Origin of the sequence: Enterococcus sp. AZ067 (genome assembly GCF_051715005.1) — a bacterium.
Lineage (GTDB): Bacteria > Bacillota > Bacilli > Lactobacillales > Enterococcaceae > Enterococcus_D > Enterococcus_D casseliflavus.
The window spans coordinates 3,529,057-3,546,397 of the sequence record NZ_JBIOSY010000001.1 but is presented as its reverse complement, the minus strand read 5'-3'; the positions used below and the strand labels follow the sequence as shown (position 1 = coordinate 3,546,397).

Annotated in this window: 17 protein-coding genes; 11 read left to right on the top strand and 6 right to left on the bottom strand. The window is 44.1% G+C overall.

Annotated elements, in window-relative coordinates; all coding sequences use genetic code 11:
* Positions 1 to 319 precede the first annotated feature (319 nt).
* From IGI82_RS16860 to IGI82_RS16840, 5 genes are all read left to right on the top strand, one after another.
* The gene (locus tag IGI82_RS16860) at positions 320 to 1,630 is read left to right on the top strand and encodes a PTS sugar transporter subunit IIC (RefSeq protein WP_438842532.1); all 1,311 of its coding nucleotides are present in this window, start codon (positions 320 to 322) and stop codon (positions 1,628 to 1,630) included.
* A 22-nt stretch (positions 1,631 to 1,652) separates the two neighbouring features.
* The gene (locus IGI82_RS16855; RefSeq protein ID WP_438842531.1) at positions 1,653 to 3,125 is read left to right on the top strand and encodes a glycoside hydrolase family 1 protein; all 1,473 of its coding nucleotides are present in this window, start codon (positions 1,653 to 1,655) and stop codon (positions 3,123 to 3,125) included.
* Positions 3,126 to 3,144: 19 nt separating this feature from the next.
* Positions 3,145 to 4,407 carry a prolyl oligopeptidase family serine peptidase gene (locus IGI82_RS16850; protein WP_429947869.1) on the top strand — a complete coding sequence of 421 codons (1,263 nt, stop codon included), beginning with the start codon at positions 3,145 to 3,147 and terminating at the stop codon, positions 4,405 to 4,407.
* Positions 4,408 to 4,475: 68 nt separating this feature from the next.
* Positions 4,476 to 5,390 (top strand): ROK family protein, encoded by a 915-nt coding sequence (locus tag IGI82_RS16845; protein WP_438842530.1) that lies wholly within the window; start codon positions 4,476 to 4,478, stop codon positions 5,388 to 5,390.
* A 73-nt stretch (positions 5,391 to 5,463) separates the two neighbouring features.
* Positions 5,464 to 6,315 (top strand): MurR/RpiR family transcriptional regulator, encoded by an 852-nt coding sequence (locus IGI82_RS16840; protein ID WP_413130837.1) that lies wholly within the window; start codon positions 5,464 to 5,466, stop codon positions 6,313 to 6,315.
* Positions 6,316 to 6,513: 198 nt separating this feature from the next.
* Here the strand turns inward: IGI82_RS16840 and IGI82_RS16835 are convergent, their stop codons facing one another.
* Complete coding sequence (locus IGI82_RS16835) at positions 6,514 to 6,987, bottom strand: DUF3955 domain-containing protein (RefSeq protein ID WP_115232929.1); 474 nt, start codon at positions 6,985 to 6,987, stop codon at positions 6,514 to 6,516.
* A gap of 425 nt (positions 6,988 to 7,412) precedes the next feature.
* Here IGI82_RS16835 and IGI82_RS16830 point away from each other — a divergent pair, with 425 nt between their 5' ends.
* From IGI82_RS16830 to IGI82_RS16810, 5 genes are all read left to right on the top strand, one after another.
* Entirely contained in the window at positions 7,413 to 7,727 is a 315-nt protein-coding gene (locus IGI82_RS16830; RefSeq protein WP_005230579.1) for a rhodanese-like domain-containing protein, read from the top strand.
* A 2-nt stretch (positions 7,728 to 7,729) separates the two neighbouring features.
* A complete protein-coding gene (locus IGI82_RS16825) occupies positions 7,730 to 9,388 on the top strand; it encodes an FAD-dependent oxidoreductase (protein WP_438842529.1) in 1,659 nt (552 codons plus the stop codon).
* Entirely contained in the window at positions 9,381 to 9,680 is a 300-nt protein-coding gene (locus IGI82_RS16820) for a rhodanese-like domain-containing protein (RefSeq protein ID WP_010748942.1), read from the top strand. The genes IGI82_RS16825 and IGI82_RS16820 overlap by 8 nt, the downstream gene beginning before the upstream one ends.
* Positions 9,677 to 9,937: a metal-sensitive transcriptional regulator gene (locus IGI82_RS16815; RefSeq protein WP_005230585.1), complete on the top strand. Its 261-nt coding sequence runs from the start codon at positions 9,677 to 9,679 to the stop codon at positions 9,935 to 9,937. The genes IGI82_RS16820 and IGI82_RS16815 overlap by 4 nt, the downstream gene beginning before the upstream one ends.
* Positions 9,938 to 10,268: 331 nt before the next feature.
* On the top strand, positions 10,269 to 11,585 hold the full coding sequence (locus tag IGI82_RS16810) for an MATE family efflux transporter (RefSeq protein WP_438842528.1): 1,317 nt from the start codon (positions 10,269 to 10,271) through the stop codon (positions 11,583 to 11,585).
* Positions 11,586 to 11,650: 65 nt separating this feature from the next.
* Here IGI82_RS16810 and IGI82_RS16805 read toward each other — a convergent pair whose 3' ends face one another.
* The gene (locus tag IGI82_RS16805) at positions 11,651 to 11,857 is read right to left on the bottom strand and encodes a hypothetical protein (protein ID WP_005230591.1); all 207 of its coding nucleotides are present in this window, start codon (positions 11,855 to 11,857) and stop codon (positions 11,651 to 11,653) included.
* Positions 11,858 to 12,225: 368 nt separating this feature from the next.
* Complete coding sequence (locus tag IGI82_RS16800) at positions 12,226 to 12,966, bottom strand: SDR family oxidoreductase (protein ID WP_008380252.1); 741 nt, start codon at positions 12,964 to 12,966, stop codon at positions 12,226 to 12,228.
* A gap of 165 nt (positions 12,967 to 13,131) precedes the next feature.
* Here IGI82_RS16800 and IGI82_RS16795 point away from each other — a divergent pair, with 165 nt between their 5' ends.
* Complete coding sequence (locus IGI82_RS16795) at positions 13,132 to 13,569, top strand: MerR family transcriptional regulator (RefSeq protein ID WP_005230594.1); 438 nt, start codon at positions 13,132 to 13,134, stop codon at positions 13,567 to 13,569.
* Positions 13,570 to 13,711: 142 nt separating this feature from the next.
* On the opposite strand, the gene IGI82_RS16790 is transcribed toward IGI82_RS16795, so the two are convergent.
* The 3 genes from IGI82_RS16790 to IGI82_RS16780 form a co-directional block, all read right to left on the bottom strand.
* Entirely contained in the window at positions 13,712 to 14,461 is a 750-nt protein-coding gene (locus IGI82_RS16790) for a SagB/ThcOx family dehydrogenase (protein WP_438842527.1), read from the bottom strand.
* A 287-nt stretch (positions 14,462 to 14,748) separates the two neighbouring features.
* A complete protein-coding gene (locus tag IGI82_RS16785; protein ID WP_438842526.1) occupies positions 14,749 to 15,849 on the bottom strand; it encodes an iron-containing alcohol dehydrogenase family protein in 1,101 nt (366 codons plus the stop codon).
* Complete coding sequence (locus IGI82_RS16780; protein ID WP_010748949.1) at positions 15,785 to 16,786, bottom strand: bile acid:sodium symporter family protein; 1,002 nt, start codon at positions 16,784 to 16,786, stop codon at positions 15,785 to 15,787. The genes IGI82_RS16785 and IGI82_RS16780 overlap by 65 nt, the downstream gene beginning before the upstream one ends.
* Positions 16,787 to 17,341 lie beyond the last annotated feature (555 nt).

Genomic DNA, 17,341 nt, shown 5'->3' with positions numbered 1-17,341 from the left:
GGGTGAGTGAGACGGTGCGTTCACCTGAATCTGTCCACGATCATTCGATTTTTGTGTGTAATGCCCCGTTTTTATGTGAGGAGGGAATGCTAGGAGCTGCTCGTGTCTTCAGAAGATCGTTTTTGAAGAAGCGGGGAACAATGAGACCTCTTTTTCATGTTCCACGCTATTTCATGACGAATCGTGAAACAAACGTTTCAGTTTCAAGGCTGCCTATTGAAATAAGCAATAATTTACGAGATATTGAAATCGGTTACAAGAGTTTTATCCGGAGAAACTTGATGTGATTAAAAGCCAATTTTTTTCAGGGAGGAAAACTATGAGTGAATCAAAATCTATCATCAATGATCGAATAATGCCTGTAATGGGGAAAATTAGTCAGATAAAAGCGATTCGAGCGATTCAATATGGGGCGATGTCTACCATGCCATTGACATTGGGGGTCAGTCTGATAGCTATTTTAGTCAATCTGCCCGTTGAGCCTTGGTTGGCTTGGTTAGCGCAAACTGGGATCGATGAACATATGCGTGCCACTATCAAGGTGACAATGGAAATTACTGCGTTGTATATGACGTTTATGATTGGTTACCACAACGCAAATGAGAGAAATTCGAATCCTGTGACGGGTGGAATTTTATCGCTTGCTTCGTTTTTCGTTTTGATGCCACAAGTGATTCCCTATGATGGGGGCGAAGTAGCAGGTCTAAATTTCGATTATATCGGCAGTAATGGTATTTTCGGCGGGATGATCGTTGCGCTATTGGTGTCTAGTCTATATTGTGTATTGGACAAAAAAGGCTTGGTCGTTAAACTGCCAAACTCGGTGCCACCAATGGTTGCCCAGTCGCTTTCACCGACCTTTATTGCCATTATTATATTTGTACTTGTTTGCTTAACCCGCATTGGCTTTAGTCTAACTGCGTGGGGCGATTATTTTGATTTTATCAATGGCGTGGTCGGGGCACCGATTATGAACTTGGGGGCAACACCGATCTCGGCGATTATTTTTATGATCACTATTTCGATCTTCTGGTTTTTTGGGATCCATCCCAATACGATCCTCAGTATTTACTTGCCGGTCTTAATGGCTACAGGGGTTGCCAATCTTACTGCTTTTATGGATGGGGAGCCGATGCCGCATTTGGCATTCACAGCTGCAATGGCCTTTTATTCGCTTGGTGGTGCCGGCAACACATTAGGAATCTCTTTGTTGATTCCCTTTATTTCAAAATCACAGCGCTATAAAACCCTCGGGAAACTCAGTTTGGCACCAGCGATCTTTAACATCAATGAACCACTAGTGTTTGGTTTGCCACTGATGCTGAATCCAATTTTCTTTATTCCGATGGTCAGTACTTCTTTAGTAAATGGAATTTTAGGGATCATCGGCTACAATCTCGGGGTGTATGATACGCTGAATCCTTCGATCTCGCTGCCTTGGATCATGCCCGCCTTCATAGGACCTATCCTGACGATTGGGATCAAAGGGGTGATTGCGGTAGTCATTGCGATTTGTATCAATGGGTTGATCTATCTACCATTTTTCTTAAAAGCGGACAAATTGGCATTTGAGGAAGAGCAAGCAATCGAAACTGAGATCATGACCGAGAAAGTTACCGAGGCAGTCTAGAAATAAAGGAGGAGCAGTTACTATGAGTTTACCAGAAGAATTTTTATGGGGTGGCGCTACTGCTGCCAATCAATATGAGGGGGGCTTTGATCAAGGCGGCAGAGGACTATCTACATTGGATATTGTTACCAGCGGCAGTCAGGAACAGCCCCGTCAACTTACCGTGAAAGATGCGCAAGGCAAAATCCGCAACATTTCTATGTATGAAGGAATGCCAGCGGATTGCCAAGGATACTTAGACGAAAATCAGTATTATCCTAGCCATCGCGCCACAGATTTTTACCATCATTGGCAAGAAGACATTGCTTTATTTGCTGAACAAGGCTACAAGGCTTATCGGATGTCGATCAGCTGGACACGGATTTTTCCTGATGGAACGAAAGAATCGCTTAATGAAGAAGGAATTCTCTTCTATGAAAGGATCTTCAATGAACTGCTCAAATACGGCATTGAACCAATCGTTACCTTAAATCATTTTGATATGCCGCTGGCTTTAGCTGAAAGCCGTGAAGGATGGCTGGATCGGCGCACGATTGAAGATTTTCTCGATTATGCAGTCTTGTTGTTCGAGCGTTTTAAAGAGCAAGTGAAGTACTGGATCACCTTCAATGAAATCAATTTTTTGAATGGCTATGTTTTTTTAGGGATCAAAGGAAAAGACTTAGGAAAAAGGGCGCAAGCATTGCATCATGTCTTTCTTGCTAGTGCCCGCTGCGTGATGGAAGGGAAAAAAATCAATCCCGATTTTCAAATTGGAATGATGCTTGCCAGTGCTGGTATGTACCCAGAAACCTGTAATCCAAACGACAGTATGCGGGAAATCGAAGTTTCTAGAATGTTCAAGTATCTGTATAGCGATGTTCAGTGCCGTGGCTATTACCCTGAATATGCCTTGAGGGAGTATGAACGAAACGGCTGGCAGCTGGTCATGGAATCAGATGATCTTGATCTTTTACGCGTAGGGACGGTCGATTTTCTTTCTTTCAGCTACTACAATTCAGCGGTCATCTCCACAAAAGAACAAGAAAAAACGAGCCGTGGCAATATGATGGAAGCGGTAAAGAATCCCTACTTAGAGGAATCGGAGTGGGGGTGGCCGATTGATCCGACAGGTTTGCGGATCGTATTGAACCAATTGTATGATCGCTACCAGCTGCCGTTGTTTATTGTAGAAAACGGCTTAGGCGCACTTGACACTTTTAACGAACAAAACGAGATCATCGATGATGGGCGTATCGCTTACCTCAGCGCCCATATTGAGCAGATGATCAAAGCGGTTGTACATGATGGCGTGAAACTACTGGGCTATACACCGTGGGGCTGTATTGATATCATATCTGCAGGAACAGGGGAAATGAAAAAACGTTATGGGTTCATTTATGTAGACTTGGATGATGCTGGAAAAGGGACTTTTGCCCGCAAAAAGAAAAAATCTTTTTACTGGTACAAAAAAGTGATTGAGTCTAATGGCACCTCGATCCAAGCAAAGTCTTGATTCAACCTGGAGGTTTTTTATGACAAAGACAGAGACTGATACACCTACCCAGATTACGTATTCCGTCCATTGCCAAGGATACGATTGGGGACCGGCAAACCATAAAATTGTGATTGATTTTGGACAAGTGATCGATGAGCAAGTAGATGCCTCGTTTTTTGAAGTACTAGGAGAAAAAGAAGGCTTTGATTGGTCGACGAAAATGCCAAAGCAGATAAAAGGCAAGATCGAACTCAAAGAGGCTTATTTATCTGATTCGACAGGACAAAAGCAACCCGTCGATCTGCCGACGACGTGCGTTACATTGGCGTTGCAGGTTCATCCCGATGCCCCGTTGACATCACCCTTTGTCTTTAATCCACAGCTGTTTTTGAATCAAAAGCGACAGACGATGTATACGATCACGCTAAAGAATCCTCTGTGTATTAATGGTTCTTCTTTGAACGAGCTCGTTTTGACGAACCAACAGTTTGAAGAAACCGTTTATGAAGGGACCGAGCAATTTCTGCAAAAAGAATTTTTTTATGAAGATGCTGAGTTTGGTGAGATCACTTTACACCATGCACTTTTTGAACCGAAGGATAAAGGGAAGCATCCCCTAATCATTCTTTTGCACGGCGCGGGCGAAGGCGGAACCGATCCTGAAATTGCGCTTTTGGGCAATAAAGTGGTTGCTTGGGCTGATCCCGAAGTACAAGCGATGTTTGGTGGCGCCTATGTTCTGGTTCCTCAAGTGCCAGATATGTGGATGAACGATGGAAGCGGCGGTTACACTCAAGATGGCACCAGCAAGTATACCCGAGCTGTCAGCCGTTTGATTGATGAAACAGTTCAGACCTTTGAAACGTTCGATCCAACGCGGATCTATTTAGGCGGCGGCTCCAATGGCGGCTTTATGACCATCAATCTGCTTTTAAGAAAGCCCAATTTTTTCGCGGCAGCTTTTCCTATTTGTCAGTCCTATAAGACACAATGGCTCGATCAAAGACAACTTGAAGGCCTCAAGAAGATCCCACTTTGGTTGACTCATGGCATTCACGATCAAGTCGTTTCCTTTAACGAGCATAGTCAGCCATTATATGAAACGCTAAAAGCGATGAACCATCCAGATCTTCACTTGACTGCTCTGGATGCAGTAACAGACGAAACAGGCGACTATCAGGACGATACGGGCGAACCATATCGATACAATGATCATTGGGCATGGATTCCAGTTTATAATGGTGAGATTGCGAATGAAACCCAGTCGTTGTTTCACTGGTTAGCAAAGCAAAAACGATAATGGGTTATCACCTCGGAAGATATCATATATTCCGAGGTGAAATATTTTTTGAGAAAGTTGGGTAAACAATGAATTATCTTGTTTATGATATAGGAGGCAGTTACATCAAATACTGTTTAATGACGGGGGATCGTGAGATTTTCTTCAAAGGGAAAGTAAAAACACCTCTTGAAGAGAAAGCCTGCTTTTTAGTCGCTGTCGAAGAAATTTTTCGGCAATTCGAAGGGCAAGTCGATGGTATCGCCATCAGTATGCCAGGGAAAATTGATGTATATAACGGCTATGCTCATTCAGCTGGTGTGCTGACCTTTTTAGAGCAGACAAATATTGTTGATGTCTTTCATACATTTACTGATTTGCCGATCTCCGTCGAAAATGACGGCAAATGTGCGGCATTAGCAGAATCATGGGTCGGAGCGCTAGAGCATACAGATCATGGTATCGTCTTGGTCTTTGGTACCGGCGTCGGGGGCGGATTGATCATCAATAATCGTCTGCATAGAGGGTATAGCGGAATCGCTGGCGAGTTCAGTTTTATCCAGCAAACCGATGCCTGTCAACAACCAACTGTTTATTTCGGTGCCGCCGCCAGTGTCCGTTCACTGGTTAGTGAGGCAGAACGAGTCAAAGGGGTGGAAAAAGGCTCACTTAGTGGTGAGTTGCTGTTTCAACTGATTGAAGAAGGCGACGAAGAACTGCAAGGCGTTCTAGAAAAGTATTGTGATACGATTGCCCTTCATTTGTTCAACCTGCAGTATATTTTTGATCCCGAGATATTTGCTATTGGGGGTGGAATCAGTGAGCAAAAACGATTTATCCAAGAAATCCAAAAAAGTATTGATCGGTTGAAAGAGAAACACACATACCAGCTTGCGGTGCCGAAGATCGTTCCGTGCAAATTTCGAAATGATGCGAACTTGATCGGTGCCTTGATGAATCATCATTTAAATAAAGTGAAAAAAATAAAACAAAACCTTTTATAAGCACGCGAGACACTCTGCGTTTTAGAAAAATGCCAGAAATCGTTCGATGCAAAATCATTTGGGAGATACAGACATGAATTTATTTGCAAAACTGAATTGTGTTAAATATTTATCTGATACAGAACACAATATTATTGATTTGATTAATAAAGACCCAATTGCTTTTACACAGATGACTATTCAGGAGATCAGTTCATTGGCGTTTGTTTCTAAAGCAACTATTTATCGCTTTTGCAAGAAGTTGGGCTATTCTGGGTTGAATGAATTAAAGTTGATGGTTACTGCCTCATACGCCGATCAATTACAGCATGCAGATAAAACAGTAGATTTGAATATTCCTTTTGGAAAAACGGACTCTGCATTTACCATCATCTCAAGCTTGAGAGATTTGTACGAGCGTTCTTTGTTTTTGGCAACGACTTTTATTAGTGTCAAAGATCTGCAACAGATTGCCGTGGACTTGATCAATGCTGTCAATATTATTGTGTTTGTCGATGATGAGCAGCTGCATGTAGCAAAAATTTTTAAAGATCGAATGGAGAGCTGTGGTGCCAGAGTCACAGTCCCTGCAAATCTCTATCAAAAAATTTCACTTGCACAATCAGCAGGCACCCAAGACATTGCGATATATGCTTCCTATCATCCTGTTCAAAAGCGTCACTTGGAGCTAGCAAAGATTTTAAAAGGCAATCAAGTGAAAATGGTGGTCATCAGCTCATCTGATGACCACTTACTCAATCATCATGGCGATCGCAACCTCGTAGTAGGCCCGATCGATCATGAAAAAGACAAGATCGCTGATTTTGCGATTACGATCATTTTTCAATTTTTGTTTGATTCCATCTACTCTGTATTCTTTAAAGAACGCTATGAAGAAAACATTGAGAACTTACGTGCCTCTTACTTGAAGTATCGGAATATCTGAAAGGGGAGCTTGTGCCTAGAAATTGTGTTTTTATGCGGTGAATAGCTAACTGTGGGACTATTTTCGTTTAGGGGTGGATTATCCGTTAGAGTCTGGAAATGCTGCTTGGTTGAAGGACAGTGTTCATTGAAGGGACTATTCTTTATTAAACAAAAGTTAAAAACTCGATTCCATCATCTGGAATCGAGTTTTTTCGCGTCATTTTCTCCTAACAGCTCGAAAATAACTGATCCCGGTTCCTGCAAATACTACGAAACTAGCCAATAGGAACAAAAATCCTACAGGAATCAGGTAGAAATTTTCATGTAAAATGCCGGATTGATCGATGTATTCTACGGCGCTTGCTTTGATGAAGAAGCAGGCAAAGCCGAATAGTAGTAAAAATGTTCCGATCAAGGTCGTGATCAAATTGAGTTTGGCGCGTCGGGTCTCGCTGCCGTCTTTGATTAGTTTTTCAGTGATCTTGTTCACTTGAGTTCCTCCTAAAATCAATTCATCAAGCGAGAGTTGAAAAATCGTGGCGATGGCAATCAACATTTCTAAATCTGGTAGATTGCGATTGTTTTCCCAGTTCGAAACGGCTTGTCTCGTCACGTGTAGTTGAGTGGCAAATTGTTCTTGGGTCAAGTTATTTCTTGTGCGTACTTCTTTGATTTTTTCGCCAAATTCCATCTTTTTTTCCTTTCGCTGATGTGACTTAAGCATAGTCGAAACCCGCGTTGTTTCCAAGAAAGCAGGGCTTGCTGCTTGATAAATCAAGGGAAAGTGGTGCTTGCGTCGTTTTTTTGATCGCTATTGTTTAGGGCGGGAGCCAATCATCTTTAATAATCGAAGCGATCAGCTGCTAAGTAAACGATTTGATACGTGTTATTTTTACAATGTATCTTTTCTTTTATTATAGCATTGTGATCGATGGGAGGGAAATGTATGATACTGGTCTTTCGCTGCTTGATCGGTAGCTGTCCGACAGCTGACGAGAGTATCAAGTGAGGAGGAGCGCATCAGCAAGTTTCTTTTCTTAAAGAAAATCACTTAGTTGACAAATAGTAAAACATCTTGTTTAATATACCCCAAGGGGTATACGAAAGGAGCAAGAAATGTTTTCACTATTTAAACGCATACCAAGTATGTCAACAGCAGATTTACAAAAAGAAGGAGCCAAAGAATGGACGGTTCTGGATGTACGCACGCCGGCGGAGTACCGCAGTGGGCACATTGCCTATGCGAAAAATGTACCGTTAAACAAGATTGCTGGATTTACTCAAAAAGGCGACAAGAAACTGGCAGTCATTTGCCAATCGGGGATGCGAAGCAAACAAGCAGCCAAAATCCTAAGTAAAAAAGGTTTTGATGTGGTCAACGTTCGTGGCGGCATGAATCAATGGCGAGGAACAACCAAGGGAGGAAAGTAATGATGGAAAAAATAGTTATTGTCGGTGGGGTAGCAGGGGGAATGTCTGCAGCCACGCGCTTACGTCGGCTTAAAGAAGCAGCGGAGATCATTGTTTTTGAAAAAGGTCCCTTTGTCTCTTTTGCGAATTGTGGGCTGCCGTATGCTATTTCTGGTGAGATCAAAGAGCGAGATGCCCTATTGGTCCAAACACCTGAAGCATTAAAGAAACGGTTCAACTTAGATGTGCGACCTTTTCATGAGGTACTGGCGATCGAGCCAGAGGAGAAAACGGTGACGGTCAAACATGGCGAACACGTCTTCACGGAATCTTATGATGCGTTGATTTTATCGCCGGGGGCAAAACCGCTAGTACCAGCGATCAAAGGTCTAGAAGAAGCAACCAACGCCTTTTCTTTGCGCAATGTTCCTGACTTGGACCAAATCATGGCGCATCTTGAAGACAAAAAGCCTCAAAAAGCAACGATCATTGGCGCTGGGTTTATTGGGTTAGAAGTCGCTGAAAATTTACATAAAAAAGGCCTCGAAGTAACGATCGTAGAAAAAGCACCCCACGTATTGCCACCTTTGGACGAAGAAATGGCTGCGTATGTCAAAAATGAATTGATCAAGCAAGGGGTCAATGTTTTGACCTCGCAGTCAGCGACCGCTTTTGAAAAAGCAGGGCAAGAAATCGTTCTGGAGGATGGCACGGTCCTGGCCTCAGATGTCACGATTCTTTCGGTTGGTGTCCAACCAGAAACGGATTTGGCGAAACGTGCTGGTATCCAATTAGGACGCCGGGGGGGTATCCTGGTAGATGAGCAATTCCAAACCAGCAAGAAAGATATTTACGCGGTGGGTGATGCCATCGTTGTGAAACAACAAATCACCAACGAAGACACGTTGATCTCCCTGGCTTCACCAGCCAATCGCCAAGGTCGGCAAGTAGCCGATGTGTTGGGAGGACTGGCTCGCAAAAACAAAGGCAGTATCGGGACTGCGATCGTGCGCGTATTCGATCTTGCGGCAGCGTCCACAGGGTTGAGTGAGCGCAGCGCCAAACTGGCAGGGCTAAATCCCCAGGTGGTTCATCTTTCAGGCAAAGACCATGCAGGGTATTATCCTGATGCGACGGATATTTATTTGAAACTGATTTTTGATGCTAATACTGGAAAAATCTATGGTGCGCAAGGCATCGGTGCCAAAGGGGTCGATAAACGGATTGATATATTGGCAACAGCGATCAAAGGCGGTTTAACGATCTTTGACTTGCCTGAACTGGAATTCACCTATGCACCGCCTTTTGGCTCAGCCAAAGATCCAGTGAATATGCTTGGCTATGCAGCGATCAATCTGGCGGAAGGAATCAGTGAGAATATTCAGTGGCACGAATTGACGGATGCCTTAGAAAACGGTAAGCAGTTGTTGGATGTTCGTTCAGAGATGGAATTAGCCAATAATGGACGTTTTCAACAGGCGCTCCACATTCCGTTAGATGAATTGAGGGATCGGTTGTCTGAATTGGATCCAAGCGTTTCGTATGTCGTTACGTGTCATAGCGGATTGAGAAGCTACATTGCCGAACGCATCTTGAAACAAGCGGGCATCAATTGTCAAAACCTCGATGGTGCCTTTTCGTTGTATAATACTATTAAGCCGGAGATGATTATTCATGATTAAAGCAATATCTATGGAGGAATTTGCCCAAAAAGAAAAACGTGAACCACTTGAGATCCTTGATGTCAGAGAAGTCGATGAGTTTGCACAAGGACACATCAAAACAGCACAAAACCTACCGTTGAGCGAGCTGACAGAACAAATCAGCGACTTAGAGAAGGATAAAAACTACTATGTCATCTGTCATTCAGGGGCTCGTTCGCAAATGGCATCTGAGTTTTTGAGCCAGCAAGGGTTTCAAGTGACCAATGTCCTCGGCGGCATGTCAGCATGGAGAGGAGAAATCAAACGATGACCGCATGCAACAAAGATATTTTGAATCGGTTAAAACGAACCGAAGGCCAGTTGCGGGGGATTCAAAAAATGATCGAAGACGAGAAAGAATGCGTCGATGTCATCACGCAATTGTCCGCCGTCAGTTCCAGTGTTAACCGTATTATGGGAATCATTGTCGCTGAAAATTTGAAAAATTGTTTGGAAAATCCAGACAGCGACACGGAAACCCAAAAGCAGAAAATCGATCAAGCCGTTCAGCTGATCGTGAAGAAATAACGGGATTTTTGAAAGGTTTGTCGCGTTTTTTATCATCCTATGGAAAAGGTTCAGAAGAGCAGCATGTTCTTCTGAACCTTTTTACTCTTCATCAGCGATTGCTTGTCGACGCCAATAGAGGAAATAAGCGGAGATTGTCGGTATGTTTTGTTTTTTAATTACGAAGGAATATACACCGAGAAGGCTGTATGGTTAAATGGAGGGAGAAACGTCAAAAAGCCCGATGGGTCGTTGAGTATATGTAGCGACCAACGATCGCTTTCCTTGTGATTAAAATCACAATAAGCGAGTGGGTGTTGCGCAGTTATGACGAATGAGAGAGGAGAGCTTTTTGAACAAAAAAATACAGTCTTTTACATTGCCCTTGATTGCTTCCAATTTGTTTCAAATCATTATTGCGCAAGTTTCATTAGCGATTATTTCAAGAAGATCCACGGAAGCGTTGGCGGCGATCGCGCTGATCGACGGGTTTCTCTATGCTTTTGCGGGTATTTTAGGTGCGATTGGCCTTGCTTTTAATATTTATGGCGCAAAGGCAGTCGGACAAAGAGAAGAGACGCAGTTAAATGATTATCTGTCGTCGGTTCTTTTTCTAGTAGTCGCGATCGGCGTGAGCTTTTTCCTGATTTTCCTGCTTTTTGGACACGGCATTTTGCAGGTTGTCTACGGATTTAGTGAGGAGCTGCTAAGGACCGCAACATTGTATCTTGCAATCATGTCTCCCTATATTTTACTTACGTTAGTCACGTTTGTTTTTACTAGCCTTTTAAAAATTGAAAAGAAAACGAACTACATCCTCGGTGTTTCCATTATTAGTGCGTTGGTACAGGTGTTGCTTAGCTATCTATTGATCAACGGCAATCTCGGTTTTCCCGCAATGGGGGTATTAGGCAGTGGCATCGCAAATATGCTTGCGACTTTGTGCTTGCTGGGGATTTATGGGGTTCTTTTACGAGAAAGTCTAGCCAGGGGGCTGAAACAAAGACCACGAAAACGCACCTTTTTATTGAAAAAAGCGGTCCCCTTAATGATTCAGGAATGCTTTGAAGGCTTAGTCTTTATTATTGCTTTTGAAGCTTTCGTCTCACGATTGGGTGTCAGTACGCTGGCAGCCTATGCGATCGGCAGCCAAGGATTGATGATCGCACGGTTGCCTGCTTTGATGTATGGCAACGCAGTGACCGTCTTTGCGAGTGAGGCGAATGGACAGAAAAACCGTCAGAAGATTTTAGCAGTGGGGAAAATTGCCTTCGCTTCTTCTTTTGTGGCTTATGTTGGAATCGCCAGTCTGATCTGGGTCTTTCGTCCTGCTTTTTTTCAGTTGTTTACTACAGATGTCGCTGTTTTAGACTTGTTGCCAGCTATTCTACCAATCATGCTGGGGATAATGCTCGTCAGTCCGTTATATGAAATTACAAAATACCTATTACAAAGCTTGGAGTGCAGTCGCACGGTTTGTGTGTTGACAGGATGCGTCAACAGTCTGGTTTTAATGGGAATCATGGGCTTTTGGAGTAGTGGGCAGCTGAACTTTTTCTTCCTCTACTGTCTATATGGCATGAATTTCCTGATTCTCGGTGGTTTCTTTGCAGGATTGTTTTATTGGACGATCAAGCAGCGTGATCCTCAGGGCAAAGGACGCCTTTGAGGGTTAAAAAAGCGAAGGTGCTGCTGAGCCTTCGCTTTTTCGTCGCCTACAATTGGACAGGGGGATTAATTGTGGCTGACTTCTTCGTAAAAAATGGCGTTGCGTTCTGCAATCAGTTGGGTTTCCCTTCGCTCTAATTCAAGAAAGGTTTCGTCTGCCAGCAATTCGGCAGCAGAGTAGCCGGCAGCCAAGAAATTTTCGGCATAGGTCAATTTTTGATTCGTAATGTTTCTTCGTTGCTCGGCAATAATGAGTAGCTGTTTTACATTCATATACACACTCCATTCTTTTATAAAAAGCAAGTACTAAGAAGAGGACAGCTAAGGCAGTACTTGCAAGTCAACGGTGAAGGTAGGGCTGCGCGCTTGCTTGGCTATTCATCGTTCATGAGGAGAACGTCCGGTTTGTTTCTGATTGGTCGTTTTTATACGGAAGCTTTGTACTAAGTATAAAAAAATTTCCACCGTAGCAACAGAACCTAGTCGTTTACATAAAGCAACCATTGGTTTACATTCTTTGGACAAGCGGGTGTTACAAGAAAATCAAGCAATTTTGTCCTGGAAAACGGTGGGATTTGACGACAAAAAAACCTGCGACCAGCCTGAAGCGGTCGCAGGTTTCGTAGATAAGTAGAAATAGCTTAAACGGTTTGTTTTGCTGGGCGCAGCAAGACTTCGCTGATCGCCACATGTTTGGGCTGTTGAATGGCATAAACCACTGCATTTGCTACATCTTCTGGCGTTAGGCTGTTGCCTTCTACGCGAGAGGTTTCTTTCAAGGCTGCTTCTAGTTGAGCATTGCCGACGGTTTCAAACAATTCCGTGGAGACCATTCCTGGAGAGACGATGGTAGAGCGAATGCCATGTTCACGTTCTTCTTGGCGCAAGCCTTCCATGATTGCACGAACTGCAAACTTTGTCCCGTTGTACACGGCAGAACCTGGGTAAATGACATGTCCGGCAACTGAGTCAGTGGCGATGATCAAACCGTCTTGCTGTTTTTGCATGATGGGCAACACAGCGCCGATCCCGTTCAATACCCCCATGATATTGATATCCAGCATTTTTTGCCAGCTGTCATAGTTCAACTCTGCCAAGTTTCCTTGAGGCATGATGCCAGCATTATTGAAAAGGACATCAATCCGACCAAAGGAGGTCATGGCTAAATCAATGACTTGTTGGACTTGTTCGCGATTGGTGACATCAGCTGTTTGATACAAGACATTTTCTCCTAATTTTTCAGCCAGTGCTTTGATGCGCTCTTCACGGCGGGCAGCGATCACTACTTTTGCCCCTTGCTCGGCTAGTTTAACGGCAGTTGCTTCCCCAATTCCTGAAGATGCTCCCATAATTACGATAACTTTTTCTTTGATTTCTGTCATTTGTATTTCCTCCAATGAATGATTTTTTCAGCGAATCCTGCTACTGCCAATGGTGAACCTGTGAGACGATAGGTGATTGACAGTACAGTGTTTGCGGTGTATTTTAATTGTAGAACTTGAAGTTAGGTTTAGGTCAAGCAATAAACAAAATTTTTTTTAGGAGCGATGCAAGTGAGTTACTCGATTGGCGAAGTATCACAAACGACTAATATCCCCATCTCGACTCTGCGTTATTACGATCGAGAAGGGATGTTTCCGAAGCTGGCCCGCAGTAATGGCGGCATTCGGGTGTTTTCAGAAAAAGAAGTAGCGACGATCAAAGTGATCGATTGTTTGAAGAATACTGGTATGCCTATCAAAGACATCAAGAATTTCTTGGATTGGGGCGAGGAAGGCGATGCGTCTTTGCAGAAACGGCAGCAGCTGTTTCATGAACGTCTGGAAGAAGTCACAAAGCAAATGGCAGCCTTGCAAGAAACCATGAATACGATCAAATACAAATGTTGGTACTACGATACCGCGATGGCAGCAGGCACCGAAGCGGTGGTGAAAGAGTTGCCGCTAGAAGAAATACCAGAAGAAGTCCGAGCATACAAACTATAAGCCCATCGAAAAACCACCTGCTGTTTTTGCAGGTGGTTTTTCGGTTCTACTGGTTTTTCTGGGAAAATCAACCTTGCCAGTTGCCGTTTTCTAACGGCAGTTCGTCAGTCCCATGAAAATTGGGTTTCGTTCGTCGGCAGTGCTACTCAATAACGCCTACAGGAATCAAATAGCGGGGTTCATTTTCTGTTGGCAGCTGCAGCAGCTCTGTGAGTTCATGATCTGTGAAGGCACCGATCGGCACAGCGCCTAAGCCTAACGCTTGGGCTTGTAAAAGGACATTTTGGGCGGAATGACCGACTTCGATATAGGCATAGCGTTCGATTCCTCGGTCTCCATAGCGCTCGATCAGTCGTTCATAAACCACTGTATAAAGCAATGTGGCAGGTGCCCGTTGGATCGCTTGCTGGTCCAACGAACCTTCCGCCAATGCGGTCCGAAAATCACCGGCAAGAACTTTTGCTAAGGTATGCTGCTCTGGTTGATACAGATAAAGCCCTGGCTCAAGCCCCGTTACATGTGTGACCACGACATAGAGGTCTAAGGGATACAAGGCACCAGCCGAAGGCGCTGTCCGGCGACCATCTTCTGTAGTGACACCGGCAGCGGCCCATAAAAGCTGTGCCAGCTGTTCTTGTGTTAGCTCAGTGTCAAGAAAATCCCGTTGCGAGCGCCGCTCGAAGAGAGCTTCCGACACACTGGTTTCCCCGTTTAAAATCGGTTGCGGCAATGGAAAGGTTTCATAGGAAATTGCTGGTTCAGAAGAAGTGGCGGTGTTGGTAGTCGGTTGTTCTTCAATTGGTGCCGTATCCGCACTGCAGCCAGTGAGGAGTAAGCCCAACACCAAAAGAGCGCCTAAATGAACAAAGCGAAATCGTTTGTAACGGGTCATAAGGATTCCTCCTTTTCTAAGGAATTCGTGTTATTTATAAGTATAACAAGGATTGCTTTTTCATGCGCTTTTATTCACAAGTAGATAATTAGGGAGGTAAGCAGTCTCTCAGTCGTATCATAGGCTGATTGTGCTTTTTAATATTTTCTAAAGACCTAGATAATGAGTAGTATCGTATTAACTTGCTATGAATATTTTTTATGAAATCCAAACCGACTGCAATCAAACGTAAGAGAAAAAAAGGCCATACAAAAACCCTCCAGCAACGAATTGCTGGAGGGTTTCATTTAATTGGCAGCTGTCAATGCTGCTTGGTTTTGTTTGGCATGATAGGCTTCCACGTCTAGGATTGCCTGTTTAAACATTTCTCGCGTGATCTCATAAGGCACGTGGACGATGTCATTGGTGGTCATTGCTTTGTCTAAGATTGCCTCAAGATCGCTGGTGTCGTTAAGGCCCATATCCGCTAGGCAAACCGGCAGTTTGTTTTCCTTCATAAAGGCGTAGATGCGCTGGAAGAGGGCATCTTGCTGATCGAGCTGCAACAAGGCCAAAACGCCGTAACTAACGGATGCGCCGTGTAAATAGTCTTCCATTTTTTCCAAAACGGTCGTTCCGTAGTAAAAGGAATGAGCAAGGGCGGAGTTGTAATCATTGACGACTAAGACGGAAACTAAGCCGGTGGTTACGATGATATCCAAGACGACTTGCTCAATGGCATAAGATGGCTGATTGGCGGCACTGTCTTTCAAGGCTTGTGTGCCGTATTGCAATAAGCGTTCCGTGCACATTTTGCCGATTTGGATGCCTAACCCATCGGTGTAGTCTAACTGATCGCCCCGCGCTGAAAACGTCGATTCGATCTCTTTGGAGAGGGCATCGCCGATTCCTGCCCATAAGTACTTATCGGGGGCCTGGGCGATGATCTCACTGTCGATAAAGGCATGGGTCGGTGGTTGCGAAGGGAAAAACAGCCCTTGCATCTCGCCGTTTTCTTTATAGATGACACAGACCGCGGTGACTGGTGAGCAGTTGGAGCCGATCGTTGGGAAGGTGAAGACTGGTTTGCCAGCTTTTTCCCCAACCACTTTGACGGTATCGCAGACGCGGCCGCCACCAACGGCGAATAGAACATCGGCGGCTTGGACACTTGGAGTAGCGAACAGCTGATCGACGTTTTCATAGGTCGAGTTGCCGCCGTACCACAAGGTATCCGTCACTTGGACTGCTGACGTTAAAGCGGCTTTGATCTTGTCTTCGGCTTTTTCAAGGGCGGTTTTTCCGCCGATGATCACGGCATTGGTGCCGTATGGTTTTACGATGTCATTTACTTTTTCGTAGGCGTCCGCCCCGATTGTGTAGTTTGGCAAAAAGATACTTTGACTCATACTTTTCTCCTTCTTTCTTGGCCACGAGATTGGCTAAAATTGGTCCGGTAATTTGATGGATCACCATGCCGACTGCGGCAGGGGTAACGGCTGCAGCAATGGCGGCAAAGTGGGCATTGGCTAACGAGATCGCTAGGCCGGTATTTTTCATTCCTAATTGAAACATGATGGATTTGGCTTGGGTGGCACTGACGCCCATCACACGGCTCAGACCATAGCCTGCGCCGTAGCCGATCAAGTTATGGAGCAAGACTAAGAAAATCACGATCAAGCCCGATTGGACGATGACGGCGCCGTTGCGAGCGACAGTTCCGGCAACGATCAATAAGATACTGACGGAAGAAATCAACACAAATGATTGCAGAAATCGCTCGATGTGCTTGGCAATGAGTTTGTGGACGATCACCCCTAAAATGATCGGCAAAAGCACCATCTGCAAGACAGACAAGAGCATTTCCCAGAAGGAGATCTCGGTGTACTGACCAGCCAAGACATAAACCAAAAAGGGTGTAACGACGGTCGCTAACAAGGTCGATACCGTGGTCATGGAAACGGTGAGGGCGACATCGCCTTTGCCGATGAAGGTCATGACATTGCTGGCGGTTCCGCCAGAAACGCAGCCTAGTAAGACAAAACCGATGATCAAACCGGAAGAAAGACCAAACAGCTGCGCTAAGCCGTAAGCCACCAAAGGGCTGATGGTGAACTGGAAAAGCACCCCTAAGATGAATGCTTTGGGCTGTAAGACGACCATTTTAAACGCAGCAACGTTTAGAGTCATCCCCATACAAAACATGATGATGCTCAAAAGAATCGTTGTACGAGGCGGAATCCATAAGAAGGGTTGCGGGAAAAAATAAGAGACGATCATCAATAAAATCATGATGTAGATCAAATACTTGTTTACAAAAGCAGCGATCGTGTTGACGGTTTTCATAATAAAAAATCATCCTTCCTTTTTTCTGCTTGACAAATCAAGTGTCCAAACAGAAGGGGTCTTTAGAATAAGTGCAGTGCATAACCGCGGGGAATCGGCAGCAGTTGGTCAACGAGCGTTTTGGATCTATCTGACATCAAGGTGTCAGCTTGCAAAAGGCCGCTTTCTTGAAAATGGGTATAAAAAAACACTCCATCTCAAGAAGCTGTTCTTCTTTTTGGATGCAATGTGAATAGAGACTCTTTGAATGTATAAAATCAAACAGTCCCGACTATAATAATAAAATAATTCGTTTGCTAACATTGGTGCGGGTCATATACGTCACCGTCCTTTTCTTTATTTTGAATTTTCTGAATATTTAAATTATTTCTACCTAGTCTACAAAAGAGTCAACGCTTTGTCAATCGTTTGAGAAAATTTTTTTCATTTTTTTGGGTGTTTTTTAAAAAACATAGGTTTCTATGGGGAAAAACAGCAAGAATTGGTTTGTGCTGTGCTTTTTTCCCCTTCGTTTAGAAACAGAATAGTTGTTGGATCTTGGTTTTTGTCCTACGA